Source organism: Sphingobacterium prati (assembly GCF_013167215.1).
Taxonomy (GTDB): Bacteria; Bacteroidota; Bacteroidia; order Sphingobacteriales; family Sphingobacteriaceae; genus Sphingobacterium; species Sphingobacterium prati.
The window spans coordinates 495,829-521,964 of sequence record NZ_JABJWY010000034.1 but is presented as its reverse complement, the minus strand read 5'-3'; the positions used below and the strand labels follow the sequence as shown (position 1 = coordinate 521,964).

Below are 26,136 nucleotides of genomic sequence, written 5' to 3'. Positions count from 1 at the left end.
AAGCATTTGAATTTCAATTTGTTGTTTAGCAGTTAAAATTACATTGTTTTTTTGCTCAAATCATAATCCACTCGAACATGGTAAATACTTTTGAGCATCGCCTTGAAAATAACGGCCGATTCGGTGATATCCTTTAATGTAATATTGCTATTGTTGAATTGTCCGCGCATCAATTTGTGTTCAATTATTTTATCGACCAGATTGTTGATAGACTCTTCTGAAGGTTCTTTCAAAGCTCTGGACGCAGCTTCAACAGAATCGGCCATCATTAGCACAGCGGTTTCTTTAGAGAAAGGAATCGGCCCAGGGTAGGTGAATAAAGATTCGTCCACAAGTTTGTCGGGATTATTTTTAACAAATAAATTGTAAAAATAGTCGACCCTTGTGGTACCATGGTGCGTCCGTATAAAGTCGAGGATAACCTCCGGAAGCTGATGTTTCTTGGCGACATCTACACCTTTGATAACGTGTGAGATAATGATCTGTGCACTTTGCTCCGGAGATAGTTCATCATGCGGATTTTTCTCGGTTTTTTGGTTTTCAATAAAAAATTGTGGGTTTGTCAATTTACCGATATCGTGGTATAACGCTCCTGCACGGACCAACAGGGGATTACCGCCAATTTTATAGATTGCTGCCTCAGCTAGGTTAGCAACCTGTAACGAGTGCTGAAATGTGCCGGGGGCTTTAAAGGAAAGCTCCCGTAGTAATTTGGAATTACTGTTTGTCAGCTCCATCAGGGTTAGATCAGATACTATTCCAAAGAGTTTTTCGAAGGCGTAGATCATCGGATAGGCCAGCAATGTAATCAATACACTCACTAGAAAGGGGAGTAAGTCCGACCAATAAATGGTGTCAATGGAGCCATTTCTTGTGATTACCAAGCCGATGTACGCAATCCAATATGTCGCTAGAATAATCGCTGAAGAGACAAACAGCTGTTCGCGTTTCACCAACGTTTTGATACTATAAATTGCAACAATGCCTGCCATAAATTGTAAAAAGACAAATTCAAAACTGTTCGGTACAAATAGTCCAGCTAGGAGAACCATTAGCAGGTGGATATTTAGGGCGACCCGCGTGTCAAATAGGATGCGAATAATAATAGGAACCGCACAAAAAGGAATATAGTATAGATTTGGGATTTTGATCTTGATGGCCCAGGATAGTACAGCAAGCATCCCTATGATAACAATCATGATGATCATTAATAGCCTATTGTTAAAATAGATATCCTTACGAAACAGAAAGAGAAATACCATTAGGATAGAAAGCGCGAGTGAAATGATCAGAAACTGCCCAAGCGTGACATAGTTTTGATTTCCACTGATTTTACCCTCGTCCTCATATACTTTGCGTAGCGACTCAAGTTTTTGATAGGTCTCATTGGATATAATCTTTTCTTTTTCAGCAATCAATTCACCTTTTTGGACAACACCTCGGGTAGCAGATATATTGGCGATGGCATTTTGTTCCAGTGCTTCGGTCTGCTGATCATTATAAATGTAATTAATGGTGATATAGTTTTTTAATGTTTCCTGTAGCCAGCTCTTCTGTTTGATTTTAGTCAATTTGGGCATTAAATTATCCATGTATTCGTAAGAGCTTTCGATCGTATAACAGTCAGCCGTGTTTTTCTGTGTGGCGACTTTATCTTGAATTAACGTAAAATTATAATGCCTTGAAGCCGGTGATTTCTCGTTGTTGCGGTTTTGAAACCGATTATTCAATGAGAGAATGCCTTTTCCGTAAAGGTGGTTTAATATGGCATTTCCGGCACTACGATAATCGTTGATATTTTCATGTGTCGTATCCAGCTTGCTGCTTTGCCATTTTTCGGACAAGTCTGTATTGAACTGGTCAATCTGCTCCTTACTTGTGGTTATGTTAACGTTATAAATCGGCTGGATGGTGTTCAGAATGCCTTTTTTGTCAGCATTGAGCTCTTCCTGTGTTTTTAGTATCGCAAAATTATAAGGCGATATTAAATTTTCATGATTCCAAACTTTTCCCTTTTGGAATTCATATCGGAATCGCGGTTGTTTGGGAAGAAAAATACAAATCAGGACAATGGTGATTAGTATTAATCCAATTTTTCGGATGAGATTTTCTGTTGTATTGAGTTCTCTTTTGTATTTTATTTTTAATCTTCCCACTGTGAACGATGTTTTTATATAATGTTAATATACAAATGTAGTTATAATTTATTTTTTGTTAATTCTGTCAGATGCAGTTTGAACGTGTTAAATGTACGTAATACTGTGTCGAACGAAAAATACTTGTTATCTTTGCAAAAAAAATACAACATGTCAAAAAAATCACATCTCATTGCACCATCCGTCCTTGCAGCAGACTTTGCAAATTTATCCGATGATATCATCATGGTAAACAACAGTGAGGCTGATTGGTTTCATATTGATATTATGGATGGCGTTTTTGTACCGAATATCTCGTTTGGATTTCCGGTCATGCAAGCTATTGCGAAACATGCTACAAAACCATTGGATGTACACTTGATGATTGTTGATCCTGATCGCTATTTGCAGGTCTGTAAAGATTCTGGAGCAGAAATAATTAGCGTACACTATGAAGCTTGTACGCATTTGCACCGTACATTGACAGCTATTAAAGAATTGGGCTGTAAAGCAGGGGTCGCGTTGAACCCACATACACCAGTTGCCCTTTTGAAAGATGTTTTGGCTGATCTGGACCTGGTGTGTCTGATGTCTGTCAATCCCGGATTCGGTGGACAAAAGTTTATCCCCAATACCTATGCGAAAGTGCAGGAACTTCGTGCGATGGCGCAGGGTGTCAACGATGGCTTATTGATTGAAATCGACGGCGGAGTTACCACAGCAAATGCTGCACAGCTCTTGAAAGCAGGTGCTGATGTGCTGGTTGCGGGTTCTTTTGTATTCAATGCTGCAGATCCGTTGGAGACTGTAAAAACATTAAAAGATATCGATATTGCTCTAGCAAAAATATAAAGATTCAGAGGTGATTTAGTAAAATAAATCACCTCTTTTTTTTATGGCGGATAATGGAAAGAAAATAAATTCGGGAAAAACGGCCGGATGGCATAAGTGCTGTTTAGAACAATTCCAAATTGATTTAATTAAATGGAATGCATGCGTTTAAAGTTGGATTTTCATTATTTTTGTATTTAGTCATAATAGTTGATTTACAGTAAAAAAATCGGCTTGAATACACGAACTGAACGGGCTAATTTATAATGTAGTGTAGCGGGTCTACATGAGTTATTCTATTAGCTTAATTATATTACAGACACGGTAGTGGAAGAAGATCAAAAATATATCTTCTAAACTATCCTTAAAATAGAAAGATTGATATCTATGAGTATTTACAACGATTACGTACAAGAGGTTGTAGAGCGAGAAGGCCAGGGATTACATCCTAAGCCTATTGACGGAGCAGAATTACTAAGTGAGGTAATTGCTCAGATTAAAGATTTAAACAATGAAAATAGAGCGGAATCTTTAAGATTGTTTATTTATAATACTTTGCCCGGCACAACACCTGCGGCTGGTTTTAAGGCGCAGTTCCTAAAGGAAATTATTTTGGGTGAATCAGTTGTTGCTGAGATTACTCCTGCGTTTGCTTTTGAGCTATTGTCTCATATGAAGGGTGGACCTTCGATCAAGGTGCTATTGGACTTAGCGCTTGCTACTGACCTTGCGATTGCCAATCAAGCAGCAGAGGTGCTTAAAACACAGGTTTTCTTGTATGATGCGGATACAGCTCGTTTGAAAGCAGCCTATGAGCAGGGTAACGCTGTCGCAAAAGATATTTTAGAGAGTTATGCAAAAGCTGAATTCTTTACGAAACTTCCTGAAGTAGCAGAAGAAATTCAGGTGGTTACTTTTATTGCAGGTGAAGGTGATATCTCTACGGATTTATTATCTCCGGGTAATCAGGCGCATTCACGTTCTGACCGTGAATTGCATGGTAAATGTATGATCACACCAGAAGCCCAGCAACAAATCAAAGAATTACAGGCGCAACATCCTGGTAAGAGCGTGATGTTGATCGCTGAAAGAGGTACAATGGGCGTAGGATCCTCACGGATGTCAGGGGTGAACAATGTGGCCTTATGGACTGGTAAACAAGCAAGTCCTTATGTTCCTTTTGTAAACATCGCGCCAATTGTCGGCGGTACAAATGGTATTTCTCCAATTTTCTTAACGACAGTAGACGTTACGGGTGGTATCGGTATTGATCTTAAAAACTGGGTGAAGAAGGTAGACGAAAACGGAAATGTGGTTCGCAATGAAAAAGATGAGCCTATTTTAGAGGAAGTTTATTCTGTCGCTACAGGTACTGTATTGACCATCAATACAAAAACAAAAAAACTCTATAATGGTGAACAAGAGCTAATTGATATTTCAAAGGCTTTGACTCCACAGAAAATGGAATTTATCAAGGCAGGTGGTTCTTATGCTATCGTATTTGGTAAAAAAATCCAAACTTTCGCAGCACAAACCTTAGGTATCCAAGCACCGACTGTATTTGCGCCTTCGAAAGAAATCACGATTGAAGGTCAGGGATTAACTGCTGTAGAAAAAATCTTCAACAAAAATGCGGTAGGAGTAACATCGGGCAAAGTATTGCATGCTGGTTCTGACGTTCGTGTCAAAGTGAATATTGTCGGTTCTCAAGATACGACAGGTTTAATGACTGCACAGGAGTTGGAAGCTATGGCTGCGACAGTAATCTCGCCGACAGTTGATGGTGCCTACCAATCAGGTTGTCATACAGCATCTGTATGGGATAAGAAAGCGCAAGCGAATATTCCGAAATTGATGAAATTTATGAACGATTTTGGTTTGATTACTGCGCGTGATCCAAAAGGCGTTTATCACGCTATGACAGACGTGATCCACAAAGTATTAAACGATATTACGATTGACGAATGGGCAATTATCATTGGTGGTGACTCCCATACGCGTATGTCTAAAGGTGTTGCTTTTGGAGCTGACTCGGGTACTGTTGCATTGGCATTGGCTACAGGTGAAGCTTCGATGCCAATTCCTGAATCTGTAAAAGTTACTTTCAAAGGTAGCATGAAAGAACACATGGATTTCCGTGATGTTGTACATGCTACGCAAGCACAGATGTTACAGCAATTTGCCGGAGAAAACGTTTTCCAAGGTAGAATCATTGAAGTCCATATCGGTACATTGCTTGCCGATCAGGCCTTTACTTTTACAGACTGGACCGCAGAGATGAAAGCAAAAGCGTCCATCTGTATTTCTCAGGACGAGACCTTAATCGAATCGTTAGAAATCGCTAAAAACCGTATCCAGATCATGATTGATAAGGGTATGGAGAATAAAAACAACGTTTTGCAAGGTTTGATCGATAAAGCAAACAAACGTATCGAAGAAATTAAATCAGGTGTCAAACCAGCGTTGACTCCAGATAACAACGCAAAATATTATGCTGAAGTTGTGGTTGATTTGGATCTTATCGAGGAACCAATGATTGCGGATCCAGATGTAAATAACGCAGACGTTTCTAAGCGTTATACACACGACACCATTCGTGACCTTTCTTACTATGGCGGAAATAAAAAAGTAGATTTAGGTTTCGTGGGTTCATGTATGGTACATAAGGACGATTTGAAAATCGTTTCGAAAATGTTGCGGAATATTGAACAGCAAAAAGGTGTTGTTACTTTTGAGGCACCATTGGTTGTCGCTGCTCCAACTTATAATATCATTGATGAGTTGAAAGCCGAGGGCGATTGGGAATTTTTGCAAAAATACTCTGGATTTGAGTTCAGTGATGCATTGCCAAAAAGCACTGCCCGTATGGAATACGAAAATATTATGTACCTGGAGCGTCCTGGTTGTAACCTGTGTATGGGTAACCAGGAGAAAGCTGCTAAAGGTGATACGGTGATGGCGACTTCAACACGTTTGTTTCAAGGTCGTGTCGTAGAGGACAGAGATGGTAAAAAAGGAGAATCCTTATTAGCATCTACACCTGTCGTTGTACTTTCAGCTATTTTAGGCCGTATTCCTAATATTGAAGAATACAAAGCTGCTGTCGAAGGCATTAACTTAACTAAATTTGCGCCTATTCCGACAAAATAAAAAGCTATCAGGGTTTCAGTAACTTAATTAAATAACATAAATAAGAGAGATATGGCTTTTGATGTAGATATGATTAAAAAGGTGTACAGCCGTTATGATGAGCGCATTGCTGCGGCTCGTCAGGTGGTGAACAAACCTTTGACTTTATCTGAGAAAATTTTATATGCCCACCTTTGGGATGGTAATGCGACAGAGGATTACAAACGTGGCGTTTCTTACGTTGATTTTGCTCCTGATCGTGTAGCGATGCAAGACGCAACTGCACAAATGGCTTTATTGCAATTTATGCAGGCTGGACGTCCAAAGGTGGCCGTTCCTTCTACTGTTCACTGTGATCACCTGATCCAGGCGAAAGAAGGCGCAGATAAAGATTTAGCCCGTGCTAAAAACGAAAGTTCGGAAGTATTTAACTTCTTGAGCTCTGTTTCAAATAAATATGGTATCGGTTTCTGGAAACCTGGTGCAGGTATTATCCATCAGGTTGTATTGGAGAACTATGCTTTCCCTGGTGGTATGATGATCGGGACCGATTCACATACGGTGAATGCGGGTGGCTTGGGTATGGTTGCGATTGGTGTAGGTGGTGCGGATGCCTGTGATGTGATGGCCGGTTTACCTTGGGAATTAAAATTCCCGAAATTAATCGGTGTTAAATTAACCGGTAAATTGAGTGGTTGGGCTGCAGCAAAAGATGTTATCTTAAAAGTTGCAGGTATCTTGACAGTAAAGGGCGGAACCGGTGCGATCGTTGAATATTTTGGCGAAGGTGCTGAGTCCCTATCTTGTACAGGTAAAGGTACAATCTGTAATATGGGCGCTGAAATTGGTGCCACGACCTCCACATTTGGCTACGATGCCTCGATGGAGCGTTACCTGCGTGCGACAGGCCGTGCTGAAGTTGCAGATGCTGCAAATGCCATTAAACAGCACTTGACAGCTGACGCTGAAGTTTATGCTAATCCAGAGCAATATTTCGATCAACTGATCGAAATTAATCTTTCGGAATTGGAGCCTTCATTGAATGGCCCTTTTACGCCAGATCTATATACACCGGTTTCACGCATGCGTGAAGAGGCAGCCAAGAATGGTTGGCCTCTGAAAGTGGAGTGGGGATTGATCGGATCCTGTACAAACTCTTCATATGAGGATTTATCGCGTGCTGCATCCATTGCGAAACAAGCTGTTGATAAAGGACTGATCACCAAAGCTGAATTTGGTATTAATCCTGGTTCTGAGCAGGTTCGTTTTACAGCCGATCGTGATGGTTTGTTAAAAACATTCGAAGATCTTAATGCAACGATCTTCACCAATGCTTGTGGCCCATGTATCGGTATGTGGGATCGCGTTGGTGCGGATAAGCAAGAGAAAAACACGATTGTCCACTCGTTCAACCGTAACTTTGCAAAACGTGCGGACGGTAATCCAAATACTTATGCATTTGTTGCTTCGCCGGAACTGGTTGCTGCAATTGCAATTTCCGGTGATTTGGGTTTTAATCCGGTTACGGATACGCTAACGAACAACAAAGGAGAGCAAGTGAAGCTGGATCCACCGGTAGGGGATGAATTACCAACAAAAGGTTTTGCTGTGGACGATCCGGGATATCAAGCTCCTGCGGTAGACGGTAGCGCTGTTGTTGTTGATGTAGCGCCAACATCAGATCGCCTTCAATTATTAGAACCTTTCACTCCTTGGGAGGGTACAGACCTAAAAGGTTTGAAACTATTGATCAAGGCTAAAGGAAAATGTACGACAGATCATATTTCTATGGCGGGTCCTTGGTTGAAATACCGTGGTCACTTAGATAATATCTCAAATAATATGCTGATTGGTGCGGTTAACTTCTTCAATGAGAAAACCGATAACGTCAAGAATCAATTGACAGGTGAATATGGTCCTGTTCCGGCAACGCAACGTGACTATAAAGCTCATAACATCGGATCAATTGTGGTAGGAGACGAAAACTATGGTGAAGGGTCTTCCCGTGAGCATGCGGCAATGGAACCTCGTCATTTGGGTGTTCGCGCAGTATTGGTTAAATCTTTTGCGCGTATCCACGAGACGAATCTGAAAAAACAAGGTATGTTGGGCTTAACTTTTGCGAACAAGGATGACTATAACAAAATTCAGGAAAATGATACAATTGATATCCTTGGCTTGACTGAGTTTGCTCCTGGTAAACCATTGACTCTTGTCTTGCACCATGCAGATGGAACGCAAGAGGAGATTTTGGCAAACCACACCTACAATGCCCAACAAATCGAATGGTTTAAAGCCGGTGGTGCTTTGAATATCATTCGCAAGAATCAAGCGAAATAATTTGATTTTATAAAATAGTTTAATAGAAAAGCTGCTTTCATAGAAAGCAGCTTTTTTTTTGAACTCAAGACCGGGAACATTTCTGTGATCTTCGTCATATTTTCCTATTTTCCATCTAATTTATTTGCTTATAATATAGAATGAGGGTACTTTTGCCCAACGTTTTTAGCGCTGATATGAGAAAAATATTTTTGACAATTGGAGCACTTGCACTAGGTGTTTCGAGTTTATTTGCACAGGAAAATCCCGAGATAGGAAAAAGCATTTTTAAGCCAAAGAATTTAAGGACGGAAAGTAATAAAGGGAAGTTTTTCTTCTTTTGGGGATATAACTTTTCTTCTTATGCGAAATCTGATATTCATTTCACAGGTCCAAACTATGATTTCATCCTTCATGATGTAAAGGCAGGAGATCGCCCGACGAAATTTGGCGCAACCTATTTTGATCCTAGTCGGTTAACAATCCCGCAATTCAATTTGCATTTTGGATATTATATCAAAGATAACTATTCCATCTCTTTAGGTTGGGATCACATGAAATATGTAATGGATATCCCACAGCAGGTTAAGATCACAGGTTATATCGGCGAGGAAATCTCAAATCCTGGTATACCGACGGGAAACCGGGCTGGACAATACAACGGCGAAATGATTACAGTAGATTCTGCGATGCTAACATTTGAACATACAGATGGCTACAACTTTGCCTCTGTAGGATTAGAACGCTACGATGATATCATTAACAATCGTAAAGGTCAACAGGTGCTTACCATGGAGTCCGGTGTAGATGTAGGACTTTTGATACCACGATCTGATGTACATCTCTTTGGTGAGGGGGCCAATCATTTTTGGAATATTGCTGGCTACGGTGCTTCAGCAAAAGTTGGTTTACATTATCGTTTTTATAAAGGCCTTTACCTGCAAGGGAACTTTAAGACAGGCTGGACAGATTTATACAATATCCGTACAACGGGAAGAAGAGGGGTGGACAAAGCGACACAACAGATCTGGTTTTTTGAAAACTACTGGGCTTTGGGCTTTAGATTCTAACGATTTCAAGATACAAATAAGAAGGCACCTGTCACATACCAGCTCCCTCTTATTTGTATCTTGAGTAGTAGCATTTAATATGCAATCTGAGAGTTCTATATATCACTTAATTTGAATATATCTTTCACTCGGATTCCTTTCTCCGTATGTTGTAAGGTACAACATTCATTTATTGGGTCATGTTCCAGGAACAGGATGTATTCATTGTCAACGATCTCATTCCAATACGTATTGCGTTCATCCATGGTAATTAAAGGTCTCACGTCGTAGCCCATGACATAGGGGATGGGGATGTGGCCAACAGAAGGTAATAGATCCGCCATATAAAGCATTGTTTTTCCTTTATATTGAATCTGTGGCAACATCATAGCTTCGGTATGACCATTGGCATAACGAATATCGATGTCCTTGCCAAATGGTTCCTCCACATCTTCAACGAATTTCAACTGGCCGCTTTCTTGAATTGGAAGAATATTCTCTTTTAGAAAAGATGCTCTCTCCCTAGCATTTGGAGCTGTTGCCCAAGCCCAATGATCGCTATTGCTCCAAAAGTTAGCATTTTTAAATGCGGGAGATAATTTTTCACCTTCACGGATTATTGCACCACCACAATGGTCAAAATGTAAATGAGTCAGAATGACATCCGTGATATCATTTCTGTCAAAACCTATGCTCTTGAGGGAATTGTCTAGTGTGGCATCGCCGTGTAGATAATAATAACTGAAAAATTTTTCTGTTTGTTTGTCGCCAAGGCCTGTGTCTACTAACATTAATCTTTTACCTTCTTCGACGAGGAGTAAACGGTTTCCCCATGTGCACATATTATTGGCATCGGCTGGATTTGTTTTATTCCAGATACTTTTTGGAACCACTCCAAACATGGCACCCCCGTCCAATTTAAAGAAACCAGTTTCTATCGCGTGTAATTTCATCTTATTAATATTTGTAAAGCTTGGAACAATTTACGAAAAATCTACATGATAAGAACAGTATACAATACTATTTTGCTAAAAAAATATGCTAAAAACTTTAATTTTTTTTATCTTCATAAGTAGCTGTTAGTGAAGTTGTTGTTTTTGTGTTTTTTGTACAATAAGCTTGATTTTAAGATGTTTAAGTTTTGTTTTTAGCGAAATTTGCCTTTAACTTTGGGCACATTTTAAAACAAACAAAAATATGAAAAAGGGTAACATTGGAAACGCGCCTGATTTGAAATATTTGAAAATTGATGATACAGGAACTGTATTTTATCAATTACCTGTTTCAGCGCTGGTTGAACATGCTCTAACGAATCAAGAGGGAAAACTATCTGATACTGGAGCATTGGCTGCTGATACAGGAAAATTTACTGGAAGATCTCCCAAGGACCGTTTTTTGGTCGAGGATTCCCGGACCAAGGATACTGTATGGTGGGGAGAAATAAACCAGCCGATGACTACGGCCAATTTTGATGCATTATTTTCGATGGTTGGCACACACTTGAGCAAGAAAACAATTTATGTTAGGGATTGTGCTGCTGGGGCGGACCCAACATATCAATTATCCATTCGTGTTATCACAGAGACAGCATACCAAAGCATTTTTGCGAATAATCTGTTCTTGAGACCGGAGGAGGATATCAATCATCAACCACAATGGTCGATACTAGCTGCGCCAACATTACTTATTGAGAATCCGCAGCACTACGGTATCCGTAATGAAAATTTTGTAGCAATAAATTTTACAAAAAGAATAGTATTGATTGCAGGAACTGGATATACTGGTGAAATCAAGAAAAGTATCTTTTCCATCCTGAACTTTATTTTGCCACTAGAATATAATGTTTTATCTATGCACTGTTCAGCAAACACCTCCAAGGATGGCAAAACGGCTTTATTTTTCGGGCTTTCTGGAACGGGCAAGACGACGCTATCGGCTGATAAATATAGAAAGTTGATCGGTGATGATGAACACGGTTGGAGCGAAAAAGGTATTTTTAACTTTGAAGGTGGCTGTTATGCAAAATGTGTTGGACTCACGGAGGAGAAGGAACCAGAGATCTATCATGCCATCCGTTTTGGTTCATTGTTAGAGAATGTTGTTTTGGACGAGTTTGACCGACCAGATTATGATGATATCAGTAAAACAGAGAATACGCGGGTTTCCTATCCGATAGATTTCATGGAAAACGCTGAAATGTCTGGCGTGGGTAATGCCCCTGCCAACATTTTCTTCCTGACAGCGGATGCTTTTGGTGTATTGCCGCCCATTTCCCTGTTGACGGTAGATCAAGCTGTGTATCATTTTGTGAGTGGTTATACAGCGAAAGTCGCCGGTACAGAAGTGGGTGTAAAAGAACCTACAGCAGCTTTCTCCACCTGTTTCGGCCAGGCATTCTTACCTTTACATCCGGCGAGGTATGCTTCTTTACTGCGCGCTAAATTGGAACAAAATCCTGATATCAAGGTATGGTTGGTCAATACAGGTTGGATTGCCGGGCCATACGGTATCGGACGCCGGATTAAATTGAACTATACCCGGGCTTTAATTCGCACTGCTATGGACGGTTCATTATTGGAGTCTCGATTTAATAAACACGAGATCTTCGGATTGGATTATCCAACAAACTGCGGCGAATTTGTTCCTGAACAGATCCTGGATGCCAGGGGACTGTGGAATAATAATGAAGCTTATGATATGCAAGCCAAACGTTTGGCAAAACTGTTTATTGAAAACTTCGAAAAATTCGACAATGATATGCCGGCTTCAGTAAAAATGGCTGGCCCCAGGGTTGTTACAACAGTACTGGTCTAGAATACCGAACAAACTGAAATAAAAGCACCTCTAGAAAGATATCGTCTTTCTAGAGGTAGTTTATAAAGATACGATCTATTCATACTTATTGACAAATGAATCTAGTTTCTCTTGTTCATTACCGACAATTGCATTGATAATTACCCGAAATGAAGCCAATCGGGCTTTCTTTTTATTGTCTTTATCAATCTCAAACCAAGGAGACTTTTTGGTCCCTGTTGTTTTAAAGAGATTTTTAATATAACCCGTGTAAACATCCCATTTTTCCTGCGCCTGCTGATCTAAAACTCCAACTTTCCAACGTTTTAGAATATCCTCTTGTCTTTCTTTCAGCCGTTCAGCTTGCTCTTCTTTGTTAATGCTGAGAAATAACTTGACTAATATAATACCATCGTCAATCAGCTGCTTTTCAAATTCAGGTACTTGTTTCATGAATAATTCGTGCTGCTCTTTGGTACAAAAGTCAAATACAGGTTCTACCACAGCACGGTTATAATAACTACGGTCGAAAATTACTATTTCTCCGGCATTAGGCAGGTGTTTAATATATCGTTGAAAATACCATTGTCCATTTTCCTCCGGAGTTGGCTTAGGTAACGCTACCACTCGTACCTTTTTTGGATTGAGATGTTCCGTCACACGACCAATGGTACCTCCCTTTCCAGCAGCGTCCCTACCCTCAAATATAATAACGACACGCTTTCCTTTCTCTATAATGTCATATTGTAATTTGAGCAAGCTAACCTGTAGCTCGTAGAGCTCTTTTTCATAATCGTAGATATCGTTAAATTTTTCAATTTCTATAATTCCATGTTGCTCTAAATAATCAAGCACATCTTTGTTTTGACGGATTTTTTGAAGCTCTTTTAAATCGTATTCTGCCATAAATATATTTTGATTTTAAGTTTATTAAACTAAAGTTACTTAATGAAATGTTAAATAATGTCAAAATCGAGATAAATCCGATCAGTGCATGTACTATGAATGGAAAAGTAAACGTTATAAGGTAAAGTAATACAAAATATTGCTTTGAGTAGAAATTAGACTTTTCATAAATTTAGGTTAATAATTGGTTAGGTAAGCTCGGAGTTCTCAACTTCGGGCTTTGTTATTTATCATAAATTGTTTATGGAATCGTTCTTAATGTCTGCTGATTTGGATTTGTAGCTAAAATATGCCATTTACCCGATGCGATATTGTGTAAATGTTAAAAAATGTTAAAGCATTAGCAACCATATAATTAATTGGAACAAGCGTCGTTTTAATTACAAATACTTTTCATAAAATAGGTTAATATATGGCTAACGAAAGCTCAGAGTTCCCCACTCTGGGCTTTTTATTTTTTTACTAGACTAGATGGAACAACTTTAACGACAGGGCGAATACTTCGTGGTGACTAGGAATTTGATTAATGGCAAGAAAAATATGAGTGGAAAAAAAGCCCTACAATTTATGTAGGGCTTTTTTTCCACTCATATTTTTATGCTACTTCCCTTAAATCTACGGCAACAACACGCGAGACCCCTTGTTCTACCATGGTCACACCATAGATAATATCAGTACTTGCTATTGTTTTCTTGTTGTGGGATACAACGATAAACTGTGAGTTTTTGGAAAAATCGCGAATGATATTATTGAATTTATCAATATTCGTATCATCCAAAGGTGCATCTACCTCATCGAAAATACAGAAAGGTGCTGGTTTTGAAAGGTAGAGTGAAAATAATAACGCTGTTGAAGTCAACGTTTTCTCACCTCCCGAAAGCTGGTTGATTGACAATGGACGTTTTCCTTTTGGCTGAGCAATGATATCAATATCCGAATCCAACGGGTTGCTTGGATCAGTCAAGACAAGGTCACAGCTGTCCTCTTCATTAAATAATGAGCGGAACACCTTAATAAAATTGTCTCTTACGGCATTGAAAGTAAACATAAACTGCACTTTGGCGGTGTCGTCGATTTCCTTAATGGTAGCCATTAAAGAACCTTTTGCTTCGATCAGATCTGCCTTTTCTTTATTGATAAAGTCATAGCGCTCATTCATCTCATCAAAGGCTTCTTTGGCCATTAAATTAATCGTTCCAAATTCATCAAGCTGCTTTTTGAGTTTGCTGCATTTTGCCGCTAAGGTGGATTGATCTTCCGCAATTTCCGGTACATCTTCACGTTCAATCAGGTCTTTCAGCTCGATATTAAATTCTACGGAGAGGCGCTCCTTTAGCGTGTTGAGATCAATTTGTAAGGCGGTTTTCTTATCCTTAATCTCACCGATAAGAAAATCACTCTGCTCTTTTGATCGGCGTTGCTGAGTGAGGGCATCCTCCAGATTATTGATCTGTTGCTTGTCTGCATAGTACTTTTCTTCCAGCTCCTTTAGACCGTCTTCCAATGCAATCTTTTGCTCATACATGGCAATCAAATCCGCATCTTCTTCGTCCTCAAACGGAATAGTGGTGCGCAATGCTTCTTGTATTTCAACAAGTTCAACGCTATTTCGCTCGATACGGATTTCATAATCATCTTTTTGGGTCTCTCTGAATTCCAGATCCTTTGTAATGTTAGAAACTTTATTTAATTGCTGATGATAGCTGATATTTTCCTGATTATAAGCGATAGACTTTTCATTTAAAATCTCTGAAATTTCATGGAATTGATCCTGTAATTCCGATAATTCGGTTACACTCCGATCTTTTTGTACGCGCAATTCCTGCAGCTGAGGTTCGGCAAGAGTAAGATCGGTTTCGATACCTGCAATTTTTTCCTGGATATCTCTTTTACGGACCTGCGAATTGCTGATGAAAGACTGGTATTGCTCCTGTTTCGTTTTTACAGTGATCAGCTCATTGTTAAATCTATTGAGTTGAAAACGGAGTTCATCAATGTGTTCTTTTTGCGAGTTGCTGCGTAAAGCCTCCACGCGCGCTGTTTCGGCTGTTATCTTGTCTTCAAGTTTTGCAATCTCTTCATTGAGCATTTTAATTTCCTGTGCGAGAACCTCGAGGTTTTTCGCTCTACCGATGCGTTTTCCCTCAAATAATCCGACCGATCCACCCGAAAGTCCCAAATGATGTTTGGCATAGCGACCATTCTTTTGCAGAATCACTCGACCTGTTTCCGGTAGCTCTTGTTCCAGTTCCTTTTCACTTTCCTGCTTTAATATATAGACGTGCTGAAGGAGTAGGGTACAAAGAGCTTTATATTTTTCATCCACGGTGATCACATCCAAAGCAGACATGAGATTATTATTTGGTGGGACGGGAGAAGTAGCCGCGGTATCAATTGCTTCCAATACGAAGAAATGAGCTCGACCTTTTGCGGCATCACTCAGTAGCTGAATCGCTTGAACAGCATCTTGTTGTGTTTCGACAACATAATGGTTCATGATCGGTTCCAAGTAATTTTCAATTGCAACGCGATAATCTTCCTGACAGAACAATACATCCGAGAACAGCGGTGGTTGCTTTTTCCATCCTGCATTTTTCTTTAAAAATCGGATGGAATCGGGGAAACCCTCTAAGTTGTCAATAAGAGATTTTGTTAGGTTATATTCATTCTGTTTGGCATCAACTAACCTAAGGTCTTTCGCAAGTTGTGTTTTAAACTCCTCCAGATTTGTCTGGCATTGAAGAATTTGGGTCTGTAGCTCTTCCTCAAGCTCATTGGCGGATTCATATTGCGCTTGTTGAGCCTCAACACGACCTTCCAATTCAGCTACAGCATTGTCAAATTGCAGTAATTCGGCTTCTTTTGCTTCGGTATCCACGCTATTGCGCACGGCTTCCTGAAGAAGGGCTTCTTTCTGAATATTAAAAACAGCTAGATCTTTCTCCAGTTTATAAATTCTGGCCTGAAGTTCAGCATTGCTTTTATTGAAGATATCCAATTTGCCTTTGGCAGACTGTTGCTGACCACGTAAGGCATCTACTTCAGATTTATTGGATTCCAGGTTATCTTTTAATGAATCAAGTTTATTCTGTTCATCAAACAACTCCTCGTTTAATCTTTTTATGGTGTAAAGAACGTGATTAAGTTGTTGCTTGTCGCTATTGATGTCCAGGTTTAATCTGTTTTCTTTGTCCTGGAGATTTTTTACTTTCTCATTTTTGATCTTCTTTTCCGACTCATAACCACGGATTTTGTTGACAAATTCCTGCGTCGCCTTTTGCTGTACGGAGAGGTTTTTCTCCTGCTCCAAATTTACCTGACGTAGTGACTGCAATTCTGTTTCTGCATTCAGGATCAATTGTTGAGAATTAGCGGCGTCTTTCTGAACCTTAGACTCCTGTGTTTGAAGCCTATCAAGTTCTGTCGAAAAATCAGCAATTCTATGATAAGCCAGATCAATGCTACTTTGACGATATTCTTGCTTAAGTAAAGTATATTTTTCTGCTTTTTTTGCTTGATTTTCTAATGATTTAAGATTTTTAGTGATCTCATAGAGTAGATCGTCTACCCGGCTGAGATCGGCTTCAGTGTCCCTCAATTTTGTGAGCGTCTGTTTTTTGCGCACCTTATATTTTGAGATTCCAGATGCTTCTTCAAAAAGATTTCTACGCGAATTATCTTTGTTGTTGATGATCTCGTCAATCATTTTCAATTCGATAATAGAATAGCTATCCGCACCAACTCCCGTATCCAAAAATAAATCGGTGATATCTTTTAAACGACATTTTACGTCATTCAAACGGTATTCACTATCTCCATTGCGGAATAGTTTACGTGTAACTGTGACGGTAGAGAATTCCGTTGGGAGGATATTATTATTGTTGTTGAAGGTTAGGGAAACTTCGGCAAGATTGGCTGGTTTTCTATTTTTCGTTCCGTTAAAAATAATGTTCTCCATTTTATCAGAGCGTAGCATCTTTGTACTTTGTTCACCAAGGACCCAGCGTATTGCGTCCACTACATTGGACTTCCCACATCCGTTTGGTCCGACAATTGCGGTGACACCGTCATTAAAGTTGATCGTGATTTTGTCTCCGAAACTCTTAAATCCTTTTATTTCTAGTTTGGTTAACTGCATTTATACCAAATTTGTTTGTCGTTATAAGCTTGCGAAAATAGTAAATTAAAATAAAACTTTTTTCTTTCTTTACTCACATTTTCCCGTTTGAGGATCGCAGGAAGGCCCATCTTCACCTCTTTGCTGCAGCGGGGTAGCCTGGCCCGCCAAACATTCTTTGATTGTGTTGTGAAAAACCTCCATGGGCTGTGCGCCAGGAATTGCATATTTACGGTCAAACACAAAGAAAGGCACACCGCGAAGGCCAAGGTTGACTCCTTCTTGAATATCTTGACTGACATCGTAAGCATAATTGTCGGAATCCAAAAGTTCACGAACTCCGCGCTCAGGCATGCCTGCTAGTCTAGCCAGTTCAGTAAGGGTAAGATTATCATTGACATCCAAACCATCGGTAAAATGCGCTTTGAATAATGACTTTTTTAATGCTGTTCCTTTGTTGTGCGCTTGCGCAAAATGAATAAGACGGTGTGCCTTTTTGGTATTTACAACGATCGCTTTATCAAAATTTAACGTAATACCTAATTCTTTCCCCTGCTCACTGAGCTGTGCTGTCATCGCTACCACGTCATCCATGCTCATTCCTTTTGTCCGGACGAGATAATCGTACGTAGGCATTCCCGCCTCATCTTCTGGAAAATCTGGGTTGAGCTGATAGGATTTCCAGGTAATCTTCACTTGCGCTTCATCTGCAGTTTCGTGCAGGGCCAATTCAAGCTTTGTCAAACCAATATAACAAAAAGGACAAATGATGTCCGACCAAATTTCTATCTTCATATTTCTTAATTTACTCCGTATATTGTAATCAAAAATACATATTATAACGGTGATTATCGGATTACATTGTTGTGCCAATCTCAACATCATTATAATGCAGGTCTAAGCATATGTCAGAGAAAGATTTTTTGAATCGTAAAGTAACACTTGTCCTTGGAGGTGGTGGAGCAAGAGGACTGGTACATATCGGTGTTATCCGGAAATTAGAGGAAATGGGCTTTGAGATAGATGAAATAGTCGGCTGCTCCATAGGAGCATTGGTCGGCGGCATTTACGCTCAGGGAAAGATGGACGTGTTGGAAGATTGGATGTTTAATTTAACAAAGAAATCAGTTTTCAATATGATGGATTTCAGCTGGAAGGGCTTGGGGATGATGAAGGGGATCAAAGTGTTCAATGCATTGAAATCGGTAATTCCTGATGCCAATATCGAAACGTTTCCCATTTTATTTAAGGCCGTTGCGACAGACCTAAACTATGAAGAAGAAGTTGTATTGGATTTTGGAAGTATGTACGATGCTATTCGGGCCTCAATCGCGATACCTGCTGTCTTTACTGCTGTAGAAGATAATACCCATGTCTATGTAGATGGGGGGGTACTTAATCCTTTGCCCATCAATCACGTTACAAAAAAAGAAAATTTAATTATTGCTGTCAACCTGGAGTCGAAACCTGATAAACAATATTCTGTTATCAAAAAGCTCGATACAAAAACATCCAATTCTTTGGACATTTTACAGGCTTCCTATTATGTGATGCGTAGGAAAATGAGCCGTATGATTATTGATCTATACCGCCCGGATGTCGTTGTGGACATCCCATATAATATCTGTAATTTATGGGATTATCACCGCGCTGAATTTTTAGTTCAAAAAGGACGGGAGTATATCGATAACGCTCTTAAAAATAAGACCAAAATAGGATAAAAGTTTGCGCGCTCTTGGTTTAGTCATTTAGATTTAAATCGTTATATACTAAAACAAGTTGATTTTAAAACATCAAGGAATTAGAATAAGTTTGGATAATCGCTGATAACTCCATCCACCTTCAAAGCTTTTAGTTGCTCCATAACAGTTTTCGTATTTACTGTCCATGGAATTACCTTTACATTTACTTTATGGTATTGGCGAATAAAATCGCTGTTCACTAACTTATAGTGTGGGCTTATAATGAAAGGTGTAAAACCTAGCGCATCGATTGTTTCTTGCGCGTTTTTTGAATAATTTTCATCAATAAGATAAGACACTTTTAGTTGGGGATAGGCAGTGTTGAGATACTTGACAGCACGAATATCAAAGGATTGAATAACTGTACGTGCGGCAATTTTTTTCTCTGTGATGACCTGTACAATTAAATCGACAAATTCCTCCACTCGTGGATGATTGATACCATCTTTATCTTCGTTGCTTTTTACCTCGATGTTATAAAACATGGGTGCTTTTCTCTTTTGGAGGGCATAGGCTTCTGTACTATCAATGAGGTCAGCGAGTTTTGCTATGCGTGTCAACTGTTTTTTTTGTTCAGGAAATTCTTTGTAAAACTTCGATCCAATATCATATCTAATGAGATCTTGATAATTCATTGCATAGATCTTCAGGGATTTATCCTTTTCCGGGATTTCACTGCCATCCGGTTTTAACACAAATTTGGGATTGAGATAGTCATCATGAAAAACAACAACTTTCTTATCCTTAGTAATATGACAGTCCATTTCGAGTGTAGTTACTTGAGGCAGGTCAATTGCATTTTTCATTGCAGGGATAGACTCTTCTGGATATAAGCCGCGTCCTCCACGGTGTGCTTCCAAGCTCAGTTTTGGAAAACTGTTTGCCGGTTGAGCGGAATCTTTCATAACTGAACAAGATGTAAAGGGCAATATTACGCCAAAAAACGCTATTCTACGTAGACTTTTTCTCATTATATTACTATATTTAAAACAAAATAAGGGTTATCCCGTTTTGATTAGGCGAATATACACAACCTATTTTATTTCGGCGACTTTGCATACTTGATTTCCTATTTCGAAAGTGCGTTTAAAATAGAACAAACTAAAATGATTCGAAATTGTTGAAATGAAGAAAAAACGAAGCTTTAAAAATCTGTTAGATTAGCCTTACTTTACGAGAAGAGGATACTCTTAGGGACAATGTTGACGTTGTTTTGCAATAGAAAATACAGTTATATACCGAGATGAAATCTATTTTTTTTGTCTTTTTTGCAAGAAATTATTGTCATTCCTTTTAGAATTCCCTTTATTTGCACAAATCTCAAATTAGATGGCGAAAAATTTATTGATAGTTGAGTCTCCAGCGAAAGCAAAAACGATAGAAGGATATTTAGGAAGCGATTTTATGGTAAAGTCAAGTTATGGACATATCCGTGACTTGGTGAAAACCGATGATGCGATTAATACAGAGAAGAATTTCGAACAGAAATACGAGGTTCCCTCCGATAAAAAAGCTATTGTGAGCGAGCTGAAGAAATTAGCTAAGGCAGCAGAAACTGTTTGGCTTGCATCCGATGAGGACCGCGAGGGAGAAGCTATTTCTTGGCATTTATTTGAGACATTGGGATTAAAGGATGAAAGTACAAAACGTATTGTGTTTCATGAGATCACAAAGCCAGCGATACTAAAAGCTATCGACAATCCCCGTAAAATAGATTATAATCTTGTTAACGCACAACAGGCCAGACGGGTTTTAGATCGGCTCGTGGGCTTTGAATTATCTCCTGTTTTATGGAAAAAGGTTAAGCCTTCGCTATCTGCAGGCCGTGTACAATCTGTTGCAGTTCGATTAATTGTAGACCGTGAGCGTGAGATTAACAAATTTGAACCGGAGGCGGCTTTTAAGATTGTTGCGTTTTTCCATACCGGTAAGATCAAAGATAGTTTTAAAGCCGAGCTTCCGCAACGATTTGCAACAGAAGTAGAGGCGACACGATTTTTGGAAGACTGTAAAGCAGCTTTGTTTACGATTAAAAATCTGGAAACAAAACCATCAAAACGCTCACCGGCTGCGCCATTTACCACATCAACCTTACAACAGGAAGCAAGTAGAAAACTTGGCTTCTCGGTCGCAAGGACGATGCAGGTTGCTCAACGTTTATATGAGTCGGGACGTATTACCTATATGCGTACGGATTCCGTCAATTTGAGTGATACGGCTATTGAAGCGGCAGAAAAAGAAATTAAATCGGCTTATGGCAATCAATACCATAAAGTAAGAAAATATAAAACAAAAACTTCGGGTGCGCAAGAGGCACACGAGGCCATACGTCCTACCTATTTTTCGGAACATACCATTGAAGGTGATTCGGCTGAAAAGAGGTTATATGAACTGATCTGGAAGAGAGCAATTGCATCTCAGATGAGTGAAGCAGAATTTGAACGTACGCTGGCTAAGATTTCCATTTCTACACGTCCGGAAGATCTGAATGCTTCAGGAGAGGTGATGAAGTTTGACGGTTTTCTGAAAGTCTATATGGAATCCGTAGATGATGATCAGGAGACAACACTCGATGAAGATAGCGATAACGCCATCCTGCCACCATTGACGGTCGGATTACAGCTGACGTTGAAAAGCATGTCAGCTACAGAGCGCTTTACAAGACCTCCGGCACGTTATACGGAAGCGGCATTAGTAAAAAAATTAGAGGAACTAGGTATCGGTAGACCGTCTACCTATGCGCCAACCATTTCTACAATTCAAAATCGTGGTTATGTTGTTAAAGAAGAACGGGAAGGAAGATCACGCGACTATCGGGTATTGACCCTAGAGAATGCCGAACTGAAAGCCGTTACCAAAACAGAAATTACAGGCGCCGAAAAAGGGAAAATGTTCCCCACTGATATCGGTATTGTCGTGAATGATTTCTTGGTAGAGCATTTCAATGGTATTGTAGATTTTCACTTTACGGCGAATGTCGAGAAAGAGTTTGACGATATTGCGCATGGATTGACCGAGTGGACAAAAATGCTGCACGATTTCTATGGCCCTTTTCACTCCGAAGTGGAGGATACGCTGGAAAATGCTGATCGCGCCAATAACGAACGTGAACTGGGTATAGATCCAGTTTCCGGAAAACCGGTTTCTGTACGTATCGGAAAATTTGGGCCTCTGGTTCAGATTGGTTCGCCAGATGATGAGGAAAAACCTCGATTCGCATCGTTGCGCAAAGGACAGATGATTGAAACAATTACCTTTGAAGATGCCATGGAGTTATTTAAACTTCCCAAAAAAGTAGGCGTATTTGAAGATAAGGAAATGACAGTTGCCATCGGTCGATTTGGACCTTATATCCGTCATAACTCCGCTTTCTATTCCTTGCCAAAAGGAGTAGATCCGTTGGACGTGACTGAAGAGGAATGCATTCAGATTATTCAGGAGAAACGTCAGAAAGATATTGAAAAAGTGATCCGTGTATTTGATGAAAATCCGGATGCACAGATCGAACAGGGCCGTTGGGGACCATTCATTCGTTTTGGAAAGCAGAATCTGAAAATTCCGAAAGGAACAGAAATCGAAAAAATCAGCTATGAAGAAGTTCTGAAGTGGGCGGAAGCGGATGCACCGAAAGGTAAAGCTGTTAAAGCAAAAACTGCCGAAAAGAAAACAGTTGCTAAAAAAGCGACAGCCAAGAAGGCTCCAGCTAAGAAAACGACAAAGTCTAAATAAGGATGAAAGCAGATTTGCCAGAAAATATAGTAAAAGATATTATGATTGCCGTGGTGTTGGAGGGCGAGACCGTGGAGACTAAAAACTGGACAGTGTACGTTATCAACGATAAGAATATTGCGATACAGAATGTGCTGATCAGTTCAAAAGGGTATGGTGAAAAGGATGGTCGGCAAGTAACAACCACCACTTTGCGGCATTTCATCGGAAATATTGAAGCAAAATCCTTTGATCGGGTCGAGGCAATCGACGAGCAGGTATTTGGCCTAACTAATGAATATTGGTTGAGTTTTTATATTGACAATATTATTTACGATAAAAAATATATCTTTTTACCCGAAAGCATCGTCGATGGTAACCTGACTAAGGTTCCCTTAGTAAATAAACCCGGTGTCATCATAGGAGGAAACGAATAATGAGCACAAGACACAATTTTATCATTGCCATAGATGGTTTTTCTTCTTGTGGAAAGAGTACACTGGCAAAAGCTCTGGCTAAAAAATTAAAATTTGCCTTTATTGACAGTGGCGCGATGTATCGAGCAGTAACACTCTATTTTACACGCCATAATATCGATTTGAACGATCAGGAAGCGATTGATACTGCCCTAAATGATATCCATATCGACTTTATTCCCAATGCTGTCAAAACGGAGATTCACCTGAATGATGAAGACATCTCGGAAGAGATCCGTCAGATGTATATTTCCGATAAGGTGAGCGAGGTCAGTGCGATTAAAGCGGTACGTACCGCCATGGTTGCGCAACAGCAAAAGCTGGGCAGCCGTCGAAATATCATTATGGATGGCCGTGACATTGGTACCACGGTTTTTCCGGATGCCGATCTCAAGATCTTCATGACAGCTGATCCTAAAGTTAGGGCAGCCAGAAGATACCTGGAACTCACGGAAAAAGGGGAGGATGTCACACTTGAAGAGGTGGTGGAAAATCTTGCCAATCGGGACCGAATTGATAGTACCCGTGCGGAGAGTCCTTTGCGGCAAGCCGAAGATGCCATCGTGCTGGATAATTCAAATTTGACTCCGGAACAACAGTTGCATTTTGTCGAAGAAGAATATCTGAAAGTTAAAGCAGCCAGGATGCAAGCATAAATAAGAATATAACAAAAGATGCCGATTGAAAAATCGGCATCTTTTGTATTTTGGCCCCAGCTATTTGATACTATTGATTTGCTGTTGCTCCAGTAATTTGTCGACATTGTTTTTTTCGCCAAACTCTGCAGTCTGTTCTTGAAAAGATTCCAGTAGCGCTTTAATAGCGTCTGAATTATCGGCTGTACGTTGATAGATCTCAGGAATTGTCTTTTCGATATTCTTATCACCAAGTTCGATGTTATCAACTTCGATTTTGCCTATTTTTTCCAAAACAGCTTGTTGACTGTTTCTGACATCTTCTAACTCTCTTGCTATTTTTTCCATCAATTGGAATTTCTTCAATTTATCCATATGCAATATCTTTAGTCTACTCTAATAAGAACAAAGTCGCTAGAAACTTTGTTTTGTTTTTTTTTAAATCAGTGAAAAACAGGTTTTAATGGTACCATTGGATGATACCATTGGGTACAAAAAAGCCAGTCCTTTTCTTGGACTGGCTGCAATAACGTAGAAGCTTTGCTGTTTAATTTGTTCTTCCGGGATATACCTCTAGCGCTTTCTCCAGACAGGTCAATGCGTTTTTAAGATCATTTTGATTCAGTACATAAGCTAAGCGAACTTCATTTGTTCCGGCACCTTCTGTACTATAAAAACCAGTTGCTGGAGCCATCATGACCGTTTCATTATTGTAAGAAAACTCTTCCAACATCCATTGGCAAAATTTATCCGCGTTATCTATGGGCAGCTTGGCAACCACATAGAATGCACCGCCGGGATTAGGAGAGTAAACACCTTCAATTGCATTTAATCCATTGACTAGAGTGTCTCTTCTCGCTGTATATTCTTTGGATACTGCTTCAAAGTAGCTGTCAGGTGTATCTACAGCAGCTTCTCCCGCAATTTGACCTTCCATTGATGGACTTAAACGCGCCTGCGCAAATTTTAATGCAGTCTGATAAAGCGCTTTGTTTTTGGTAATGATACAACCAATACGAGCACCACATGCTGAATAGCGTTTAGAAACGGTGTCAAAGATGACAACATTATTTTCAAGACCCTCCAGGTGCATAGGGGATATAAACTCCTTGCCATCGTAACAGAATTCGCGGTAGGCCTCATCCGAAAATAGATAAAGATCGTATTTCAGGCAAAGTTCACGTAAGGCTTCCAGCTCTTCTCTCGAATAAAGGTAACCTGTCGGATTGTTGGGATTACAGATGCAGATTGCTTTTGTTTTTTCCGTAATTACTTTTTCAAATTCAGCAATGGAAGGCAGTGCAAATCCAGTTTCGATGTAGGACATGATCGGTTTGATCACAATATCAGATGAGCAGGCAAAACCATTGTAATTCGCATAGAATGGTTCCGGGATAATCACTTCTTCACCTTCATTCAGACATGCTTGCATGGTAATTGTGATCGCCTCAGAGCCACCATTGGTCACCAAGATGTCCGTAGGTTCAATATTGTAATTTAACTTGTTATAGTATTCGGCTAATTTTTTACGGTAGGAGGCTGTACCTTCAGAAGGCGTATAAGCCCACACCTTGAAATCAATATTTTTCAATGCATTAAGCATAATTTCAGGTGTTTGGATATCAGGTTGTCCGATATTTAAATGGTATATTTTTTTACCGTCTTTTTTTGCTTGATCAGCATAAGGCGTCAGTTTTCTGATTGGCGACGCAGGCATATTCAGCCCTTTTTCTGATATTACTGGCATTATAGTTTTTTTAAAATTAGTTGTGCAAAGCTAACCAAAATAAAACGAAAAAAGCCACATCAGGATGTGGCTTTTTTCGTTTTATTTGTCGGATTTTTATTCCACAATCCCTTTAATATAAAGTGTCTTTACAGGTGTTTTGGTATTCGATTGTACCGTAAAACTTTTGGTAAATGGCGCTTTGGCCGCAGCGTTATACGTTACCTTGATTGTTCCTGTTTCCCCCGGTTTGATTGGAGTTTTTGTGAACTCGGCCACCGAACAACCACAGGTAGGGACTACATTCGAAATGATAATAGGCTCGCTGCCTGTATTTGAAAATTTAAAATTATATGATACAGGTGTTCCAGCCGGAATCTTGCCGAAATCATGTGTTTCTTTTTCAAATTTAAATTCCCCTTGTCCAGCTTGCATTGACGAAAAACCGATAAAGGAAATGATCACTGCTAAGATTGTTATATACTTTTTCATGCTTCTAAGATATTACTTTGTGATTAAACTAGTACAACTGATATGCCAAATGTAGGATTTATTGTCAATTTATTACAC

General features: G+C 39.6%; 18 protein-coding genes. 9 read left to right on the top strand and 9 right to left on the bottom strand.

What is annotated here, in order from left to right:
* Positions 1-38: 38 nt before the first annotated feature.
* On the bottom strand, positions 39-2,156 hold the full coding sequence (locus HPC41_RS12410; protein ID WP_172394323.1) for an HD family phosphohydrolase: 2,118 nt from the start codon (positions 2,154-2,156) through the stop codon (positions 39-41).
* A 150-nt stretch (positions 2,157-2,306) separates the two neighbouring features.
* Between HPC41_RS12410 and rpe the strand changes: the two genes are divergently transcribed.
* The 4 genes from rpe (at position 2,307) to HPC41_RS12390 (ending at position 9,484) form a co-directional block, all read left to right on the top strand.
* Entirely contained in the window at positions 2,307-2,987 is a 681-nt protein-coding gene (rpe, locus tag HPC41_RS12405; RefSeq protein WP_172394322.1) for a ribulose-phosphate 3-epimerase, read from the top strand.
* A 366-nt stretch (positions 2,988-3,353) separates the two neighbouring features.
* On the top strand, positions 3,354-6,116 hold the full coding sequence (locus HPC41_RS12400; RefSeq protein WP_172394321.1) for a bifunctional aconitate hydratase 2/2-methylisocitrate dehydratase: 2,763 nt from the start codon (positions 3,354-3,356) through the stop codon (positions 6,114-6,116).
* A 51-nt stretch (positions 6,117-6,167) separates the two neighbouring features.
* A complete protein-coding gene (locus tag HPC41_RS12395; protein ID WP_172394320.1) occupies positions 6,168-8,435 on the top strand; it encodes an aconitate hydratase in 2,268 nt (755 codons plus the stop codon).
* Positions 8,436-8,611: 176 nt separating this feature from the next.
* The gene (locus tag HPC41_RS12390) at positions 8,612-9,484 is read left to right on the top strand and encodes a hypothetical protein (protein ID WP_172394319.1); all 873 of its coding nucleotides are present in this window, start codon (positions 8,612-8,614) and stop codon (positions 9,482-9,484) included.
* A gap of 95 nt (positions 9,485-9,579) precedes the next feature.
* Here the strand turns inward: HPC41_RS12390 and HPC41_RS12385 are convergent, their stop codons facing one another.
* Positions 9,580-10,416: an MBL fold metallo-hydrolase gene (locus HPC41_RS12385; RefSeq protein ID WP_172394318.1), complete on the bottom strand. Its 837-nt coding sequence runs from the start codon at positions 10,414-10,416 to the stop codon at positions 9,580-9,582.
* A gap of 244 nt (positions 10,417-10,660) precedes the next feature.
* Here HPC41_RS12385 and pckA point away from each other — a divergent pair, with 244 nt between their 5' ends.
* Positions 10,661-12,277, top strand: a complete 1,617-nt coding sequence (gene pckA, locus HPC41_RS12380; protein ID WP_172394317.1) for a phosphoenolpyruvate carboxykinase (ATP) — start codon at positions 10,661-10,663, stop codon at positions 12,275-12,277.
* Positions 12,278-12,352: 75 nt separating this feature from the next.
* On the opposite strand, the gene ppk2 is transcribed toward pckA, so the two are convergent.
* The 3 genes from ppk2 to HPC41_RS12365 form a co-directional block, all read right to left on the bottom strand.
* Entirely contained in the window at positions 12,353-13,162 is an 810-nt protein-coding gene (gene ppk2 / locus HPC41_RS12375) for a polyphosphate kinase 2 (RefSeq protein ID WP_172394316.1), read from the bottom strand.
* Positions 13,163-13,757: 595 nt separating this feature from the next.
* Positions 13,758-17,300 carry a chromosome segregation protein SMC gene (gene smc / locus HPC41_RS12370; protein WP_172394315.1) on the bottom strand — a complete coding sequence of 1,181 codons (3,543 nt, stop codon included), beginning with the start codon at positions 17,298-17,300 and terminating at the stop codon, positions 13,758-13,760.
* Between the two features lie 69 nt (positions 17,301-17,369).
* Positions 17,370-18,074 carry a DsbA family oxidoreductase gene (locus HPC41_RS12365; protein WP_172394314.1) on the bottom strand — a complete coding sequence of 235 codons (705 nt, stop codon included), beginning with the start codon at positions 18,072-18,074 and terminating at the stop codon, positions 17,370-17,372.
* Between the two features lie 110 nt (positions 18,075-18,184).
* Between HPC41_RS12365 and HPC41_RS12360 the strand changes: the two genes are divergently transcribed.
* The gene (locus HPC41_RS12360) at positions 18,185-19,000 is read left to right on the top strand and encodes a patatin-like phospholipase family protein (protein ID WP_172394313.1); all 816 of its coding nucleotides are present in this window, start codon (positions 18,185-18,187) and stop codon (positions 18,998-19,000) included.
* A gap of 80 nt (positions 19,001-19,080) precedes the next feature.
* On the opposite strand, the gene HPC41_RS12355 is transcribed toward HPC41_RS12360, so the two are convergent.
* Positions 19,081-19,926 carry a glycerophosphodiester phosphodiesterase family protein gene (locus HPC41_RS12355; protein ID WP_246250624.1) on the bottom strand — a complete coding sequence of 282 codons (846 nt, stop codon included), beginning with the start codon at positions 19,924-19,926 and terminating at the stop codon, positions 19,081-19,083.
* Between the two features lie 424 nt (positions 19,927-20,350).
* Here HPC41_RS12355 and topA point away from each other — a divergent pair, with 424 nt between their 5' ends.
* Genes topA through cmk form a run of 3 tightly spaced genes read left to right on the top strand, consistent with a single transcriptional unit; the run spans position 20,351 to position 23,861 of the window.
* Complete coding sequence (gene topA, locus HPC41_RS12350; protein ID WP_172394311.1) at positions 20,351-22,750, top strand: type I DNA topoisomerase; 2,400 nt, start codon at positions 20,351-20,353, stop codon at positions 22,748-22,750.
* Between the two features lie 2 nt (positions 22,751-22,752).
* On the top strand, positions 22,753-23,166 hold the full coding sequence (locus HPC41_RS12345) for a hypothetical protein (protein ID WP_104382157.1): 414 nt from the start codon (positions 22,753-22,755) through the stop codon (positions 23,164-23,166).
* Positions 23,166-23,861: a (d)CMP kinase gene (cmk, locus tag HPC41_RS12340; RefSeq protein ID WP_172394310.1), complete on the top strand. Its 696-nt coding sequence runs from the start codon at positions 23,166-23,168 to the stop codon at positions 23,859-23,861. Before HPC41_RS12345 ends, cmk begins: the two co-directional genes overlap by 1 nt.
* A 60-nt stretch (positions 23,862-23,921) precedes the next feature.
* On the opposite strand, the gene HPC41_RS12335 is transcribed toward cmk, so the two are convergent.
* From HPC41_RS12335 to HPC41_RS12325, 3 genes are all read right to left on the bottom strand, one after another.
* Positions 23,922-24,215: a hypothetical protein gene (locus tag HPC41_RS12335; protein WP_104382155.1), complete on the bottom strand. Its 294-nt coding sequence runs from the start codon at positions 24,213-24,215 to the stop codon at positions 23,922-23,924.
* Between the two features lie 172 nt (positions 24,216-24,387).
* A complete protein-coding gene (locus HPC41_RS12330) occupies positions 24,388-25,587 on the bottom strand; it encodes a pyridoxal phosphate-dependent aminotransferase (RefSeq protein WP_172394309.1) in 1,200 nt (399 codons plus the stop codon).
* A 96-nt stretch (positions 25,588-25,683) separates the two neighbouring features.
* Complete coding sequence (locus HPC41_RS12325) at positions 25,684-26,058, bottom strand: DUF1573 domain-containing protein (protein WP_077434338.1); 375 nt, start codon at positions 26,056-26,058, stop codon at positions 25,684-25,686.
* Positions 26,059-26,136: the final 78 nt, after the last annotated feature.

What these genes read in the sequence shown, in the direction of transcription:
- rpe (WP_172394322.1), top strand. Translation starts at nt 2,307, where the DNA reads ATGTCAAAAAAATCACATCTCATTGCACCATCCGTCCTTGCAGCAGAC.
- HPC41_RS12400 (WP_172394321.1), top strand. Translation starts at nt 3,354, where the DNA reads ATGAGTATTTACAACGATTACGTACAAGAGGTTGTAGAGCGAGAAGGC.
- HPC41_RS12395 (WP_172394320.1), top strand. Translation starts at nt 6,168, where the DNA reads ATGGCTTTTGATGTAGATATGATTAAAAAGGTGTACAGCCGTTATGAT.
- HPC41_RS12390 (WP_172394319.1), top strand. Translation starts at nt 8,612, where the DNA reads ATGAGAAAAATATTTTTGACAATTGGAGCACTTGCACTAGGTGTTTCG.
- HPC41_RS12385 (WP_172394318.1), bottom strand. Translation starts at nt 10,416, where the DNA reads ATGAAATTACACGCGATAGAAACTGGTTTCTTTAAATTGGACGGGGGT.
- pckA (WP_172394317.1), top strand. Translation starts at nt 10,661, where the DNA reads ATGAAAAAGGGTAACATTGGAAACGCGCCTGATTTGAAATATTTGAAA.
- ppk2 (WP_172394316.1), bottom strand. Translation starts at nt 13,162, where the DNA reads ATGGCAGAATACGATTTAAAAGAGCTTCAAAAAATCCGTCAAAACAAA.
- smc (WP_172394315.1), bottom strand. Translation starts at nt 17,300, where the DNA reads ATGCAGTTAACCAAACTAGAAATAAAAGGATTTAAGAGTTTCGGAGAC.
- HPC41_RS12365 (WP_172394314.1), bottom strand. Translation starts at nt 18,074, where the DNA reads ATGAAGATAGAAATTTGGTCGGACATCATTTGTCCTTTTTGTTATATT.
- HPC41_RS12360 (WP_172394313.1), top strand. Translation starts at nt 18,185, where the DNA reads ATGTCAGAGAAAGATTTTTTGAATCGTAAAGTAACACTTGTCCTTGGA.
- HPC41_RS12355 (WP_246250624.1), bottom strand. Translation starts at nt 19,926, where the DNA reads ATGAAAGATTCCGCTCAACCGGCAAACAGTTTTCCAAAACTGAGCTTG.
- topA (WP_172394311.1), top strand. Translation starts at nt 20,351, where the DNA reads ATGGCGAAAAATTTATTGATAGTTGAGTCTCCAGCGAAAGCAAAAACG.
- HPC41_RS12345 (WP_104382157.1), top strand. Translation starts at nt 22,753, where the DNA reads ATGAAAGCAGATTTGCCAGAAAATATAGTAAAAGATATTATGATTGCC.
- cmk (WP_172394310.1), top strand. Translation starts at nt 23,166, where the DNA reads ATGAGCACAAGACACAATTTTATCATTGCCATAGATGGTTTTTCTTCT.
- HPC41_RS12335 (WP_104382155.1), bottom strand. Translation starts at nt 24,215, where the DNA reads ATGGATAAATTGAAGAAATTCCAATTGATGGAAAAAATAGCAAGAGAG.
- HPC41_RS12330 (WP_172394309.1), bottom strand. Translation starts at nt 25,587, where the DNA reads ATGCCAGTAATATCAGAAAAAGGGCTGAATATGCCTGCGTCGCCAATC.
- HPC41_RS12325 (WP_077434338.1), bottom strand. Translation starts at nt 26,058, where the DNA reads ATGAAAAAGTATATAACAATCTTAGCAGTGATCATTTCCTTTATCGGT.